General features: G+C 57.6%; 4 protein-coding genes. 2 read left to right on the top strand and 2 right to left on the bottom strand.

Features of this window, described 5'->3' with window-relative positions:
• Positions 1-114 precede the first annotated feature (114 nt).
• Positions 115-669, top strand: coding sequence for a hypothetical protein (locus CDN36_RS22430; protein ID WP_287497980.1), 555 nt, complete (start codon positions 115-117; stop codon positions 667-669).
• Positions 670-745: 76 nt separating this feature from the next.
• The gene (locus tag CDN36_RS22425; protein WP_353846880.1) at positions 746-1,585 is read left to right on the top strand and encodes an alpha/beta hydrolase; all 840 of its coding nucleotides are present in this window, start codon (positions 746-748) and stop codon (positions 1,583-1,585) included.
• On the opposite strand, the gene CDN36_RS22420 is transcribed toward CDN36_RS22425, so the two are convergent.
• Both CDN36_RS22420 and CDN36_RS22415 read right to left on the bottom strand, forming a co-directional pair.
• Positions 1,562-2,824 carry a virulence factor family protein gene (locus CDN36_RS22420; RefSeq protein ID WP_287497978.1) on the bottom strand — a complete coding sequence of 421 codons (1,263 nt, stop codon included), beginning with the start codon at positions 2,822-2,824 and terminating at the stop codon, positions 1,562-1,564. The genes CDN36_RS22425 and CDN36_RS22420 overlap by 24 nt on opposite strands.
• Positions 2,821-4,233 carry a phosphatidylglycerol lysyltransferase domain-containing protein gene (locus tag CDN36_RS22415; protein WP_287497977.1) on the bottom strand — a complete coding sequence of 471 codons (1,413 nt, stop codon included), beginning with the start codon at positions 4,231-4,233 and terminating at the stop codon, positions 2,821-2,823. The genes CDN36_RS22420 and CDN36_RS22415 overlap by 4 nt, the downstream gene beginning before the upstream one ends.
• Positions 4,234-4,611: the final 378 nt, after the last annotated feature.

The following is a 4,611-nucleotide window of genomic DNA, read 5'->3' as shown; positions in this document are numbered from 1 at the left end:
ACAAAGCCCTGAAATACCGCTCGCCTCGCGAGTTCAGGCGAGCAGCGGCGTCATCAACCTAACGGTGTCCACGTGTCCTGAGTTACAGGGGCAACTCCATCAGGAGAAATCTGATTGCGTAAACGTGTTTGGACTGAAGCCCGCCTTGCGACGCTCAAGGATCGTTGGGAAGCCGGAATGTCTGCAACCGACCTCGCCAAACTCTATCCGGAGCACACATGGCGTGCGCTGGAGACGCAGGCGATGAAAGCCGGGGCCATACGCCCCAAACGAACGTCCTTACTTCGGAACCAGATGTTGCGCCACCTCGGGAGCGTCGAGGGCGCGACCATTGTCGAGATCGCCACAAGCGTTGCAGCCTCGACGGATCGGGTCCGTTCGATCATGGCCTCACTGCACCGCGACGAGACCGTGCATATCGCCGGGTATCACCGCGCGGCAGCAATTTATTGTCTCGGGCGCGGCGAAGATATTTCCCGCAAGGCGTGGTCCCCAAAAAACAAAAAGAACGGACTGAGTTCGGTTAAGCGTTCCGAATCGCATATCCGTCGCATCGTGCATACGGACGGCTTAGTGAAGGCGCTTACGATCGAGCCGAATGGAGACGCCGACAGACCGTCGCGCGCCCCTCTGATTTCTGCCTTTTTTGGCAAGCAAGTTCCGCGCTGATTTTTTTGGGGGGTTGCCCATTTTTAGGTGGGTTTCCATGTAGGAAACTGGATTGAATATGGTTTGGCGCCCTCCTATGTGCGGGCGGCCGATGCAGTCTCAATTCGTTTCTCATGGATCTGAAATGTCAATGCCCGGTGTACTCATGATTCACGGTCTAGGAGGTACGATTTCCGATTTCGGTCCGCTTCGCTCGTGCCTGGAAGCGGAGGGGTTTTGCGTGGAGACGGTGACTCTCCCTGGTCATGGAGGAAGTCCGGAAGATCTTCTGGGGATAAGCGTCGCGGACTGGACGGATGCCGTGCGTCTTTCGTACCTGACGATGAAGCAGCGGCACGACGTAGTTCATGTCGTCGGCATGTGTATGGGCGCACTCCTCGCCGTCGAAGTGGTAAAAAACGAAGGCCACCTATCCGGCGGCCTTGTCATGCTGGCCCCGCCGATGTTCATCGACGGTTGGTCCTTGCCCTGGTACAAGGTGGTGAGGCATCTTGCCTATCTCATACCCTCGCTAGCCCGCCGTATCAAGGTTCGCGAGTCCGCGCCGTACGGAGTCAAGAACGAGAAAATTCGATCGATCGTGCGTGCGAGACTTAAGCGAGGAGATGCCTTTCACTATAGCTGGATCCCGCTCAAGAGCTTGCGGGAGTTCGATTCACTCCGCGTAAGAGCGCGCAGAAATCTGCACCAAGTGCGATGTAGCACGCTCGTTGTCTATGCGCGCTACGATGAACTGACGAGTCCCCGCTCCGCGGCGCTGCTTATGCGCAAGATCGGCGGGGGGCAGCAAGCATGCAACGTTCGTGTTGTACAGCTGGAAAACAGCTATCACATGATCTGCGTCGATAACGACCGGGATCACGTTGTCAACAGCGTCATCGAGTTCCTTTCGTCAATGTCGTCGGCCAGCAGGTGAGCGGCGATGAAACGACAGGATCTTTTGCTCGATCGCCCGATAGTTCCCGTCGAAGTGATGACCACCATCGGTCCTTACCACTTCTGCGAGTGTGTCGAGCAACGATGGACACAGGGATTGTGATTCTTCCGCCCCGTAGAAGCACTGAACGTTCTTGGTAGGCAACGTCGCTATTTGTTCACGGACATTTTTTGCGAGCGTTTCCTGATGCAATCCGAGCCAGCCCGAGACTCGAATCTGAAAGTCGGCCGAAGGCTCCGGTGCCAGGAGAACGAGTTGGTCTACTTTAGCCTTCAGGCGATCCGGGAGGCGATTGTATGCGAATGGAAGCACATTTGCCCCGAACGAATATCCGATCAATGTTATTTTCGGCGTGTGCCACATGTTCGCGTAGTGATCCAGCACTTGTTTGAGCGCCCCCGCAGTCTGGTCGGGAGTCTTCTCAGTCCAGAAATACCGAAGGCTATCCCAGCCGACCACTGAAACGCCATCGCTTCTCAGGTGCTCGGAGATTTCTTTGTCGAGATCGCGCCATCCGCCATCGCCGGACATGACGACCGCGAGCCTACCCGATGCCCCTGACGCCGGTAGCTCGATGAGCGGCAGTGTCGAGAAATTAGGCTGCGTAGCCTCATCAGGTTGCTCTGACGCGCGGCGGCGTATGGTGTCGACGAACGCGCGGGTGTCGTCTGGAGGTAACCGGTCCACGAATTCCGGCCCTTCGAGGTTGACACCCGGAGCGGGGGCGTCGCATAGCGCAACAGGCAGTTGCGGCTCTGCATCTGTCGACGACACGACGGCGCCCTTGACCGTGTTCGCTGCAGCCTGATCGCGAATCACCTGAGCGATGCGTCCGCCGATGCCGAAGCCCGCGACGACGGGTGTGTGATAGATCGGTGTTGATAGGTCTCTTTGAAGTTGTTGGCTGACGAACTCGGCATCTGCGGGAAGATACTGGCAGTCGGCTTTTTCCTTGGACAAGTTTGCGAGATAGCGACGGCTATCGATGCCAACCGTCAGGATTCCGCGATCCGCCAGTTCCCTCGCGATGTCCCGATTTCGCTCGGTCCAACCTTCGGCCGATGAAAACAGCAGAGTGACTCCTGCAACGGGGCCATCGACCGACGCGATACGCAGTTTTCCAAATCGCCCTCCGTCGATCTTTCTGGCTGCGGGCATGAGGGACAGGCCGACGGCCAGCAGGCCGGCAGCGACGGGAAACCAGTATCTGAGCTTCATGATCGTTTACCTGCGGTGAGGCCTGGAAGTGCAGCAAGTGCCCTGTATAGCCCGAGACGCCCGCTTGCCGCGAGATAGCGCGGCGTCCAGCGCGGCGAGAACTTTTCTTTAAACGAACGCAAGCCACGGAAGTTGTATGCACTGCCGCCATGGCGTGAAATGACGTATCCAATGCGGTTGCATGACGTCGATATCGACGATCGTTTGATCCCTGAGAAGGGGGCGACGCCGAGGCTGAAGCGAGAGAATCCCGCAGCTTTCAGTTCGAGAGACAGATGAGTAAAGAGGTATTCCATCGTGCAGGCCGGCGCACTCGGGATGACACGCATGACCCCGGTCGTTGCCTCGCTGCCGTCGCTCGATGTCATGTATGTTGCGAAAGCCAGGGTGTCGCTCCCTCTACTTACGACAATTGCCGAGTGCCTTTTCACGAAGCTCTCGTCAAACGCCGCTATAGAAAAGCACCTCTCGGACGCCTTTCGGTGGTGCAGCCAGGCGTTTGACGCTGCCCGCAATGACGGTAGAGCGCTCGACATCTCGCCGGGCGACACCAGCCGATAGGTCAAACCTTCTCGTTCCCCTCTCTTCAATGCATATCTGAGATGAGATCTGCGGGCACCGCTGAGAGAGAACGTGTCCAGATCGAGCCACGCTTCCTCTCCGACTTTCATGAGTGTCAAACCCGCGTCTACATACATCTGGATCGACTCGGGGCGTACCTGATAGAACGCAGCGGTACCTGAATGCTCTTTCGCCAGTTCGATAAAGGCGTCAAGCAACGCGGGCCATTCATTGCGTGGGCCGACAGGGTCGTAAAGTGCCACCCAGGTCCTTCCGTACTTGGCATACGCGAGAAACGACGATCTCGACGCGGAGAATAGGAGACTCTTGTCGCCCATGAGCATGAGCCCGGCGTCGCTACGCGGAAATCGATGGGCGATCAGCTGTGCGTCACGAATATCGTCGGCGCTCGGCGTGAGACCTCTGCCCGTTGCTGGTCGAAGAAGACGCCACGCAGAGAATGTGAGGAGCACCAATATGCTCGCCGACCGGGTGTCGGGTGCTTGTAAGCTCACCTGTGCCCGGGATACGTGCGTCAGAAGAAGCAGCCCGAACGGTGCAGATGTCGCAAGCGTGGCGAACGAGCGAAAAGCGAATCGCCTTGTGAGCGATCGGCGCGAGCGACGGAGCACAATCGTCAGGACAACCACTGCCGACGTCGATAGGCCTGGCGCGAGTAGGAGTGCCCACAGCGGAGCTCCGGATTGGATAGCGGAGAACGAGGCGCATCCCGCGAGCGTCGCGCCCCAGTGGGACTGATCTCTTGCGCCGAGGGTAAGCAAGAAGACGAACGTGGTAAGAGGTGCAACCGCTAGCCACACCAAATCGCCATTAATCAGAATGTCCATCAGACCTTCGACGGCGGGCGACGATGCTAGCGCATCGGAGATGACGGCAATTGCGGCGATTGCGCCGCACACAGGAGTCCCAATACGCGCGAGGACGTACCCGCTCGGTAGAGACAACCGCGAAAAAGAATATGACTTCGACTGCGATCTCAGTAGGTATTGAATAAACCAAGGCATGTTTCGTTTTCGGCTTGTCGCCGCTTTTGAAAAACTGATCCGCAGTTTGTTGCCGGAGGCGTGCCCTTGGGTATGGGGGCTCGCCCATATTGCCGCCGGGGTCCATGGGTAATACCCCCTGAAATCCACCGCTGGGAGAAGTAGAATTTTCTCGTTAAGAGGGAGTTCTGCAGATGAAGAAGTCGAGATTCACAGACAGCC

Source organism: Pandoraea sp. CB10b_02 (assembly GCF_002216225.1).
In the GTDB taxonomy this organism is placed as follows: domain Bacteria; phylum Pseudomonadota; class Gammaproteobacteria; order Burkholderiales; family Burkholderiaceae; genus Pandoraea; species Pandoraea nosoerga.
The sequence above is the reverse complement of the archived record's forward strand: the minus strand, read 5'-3'. Positions and strand labels throughout refer to the sequence as shown.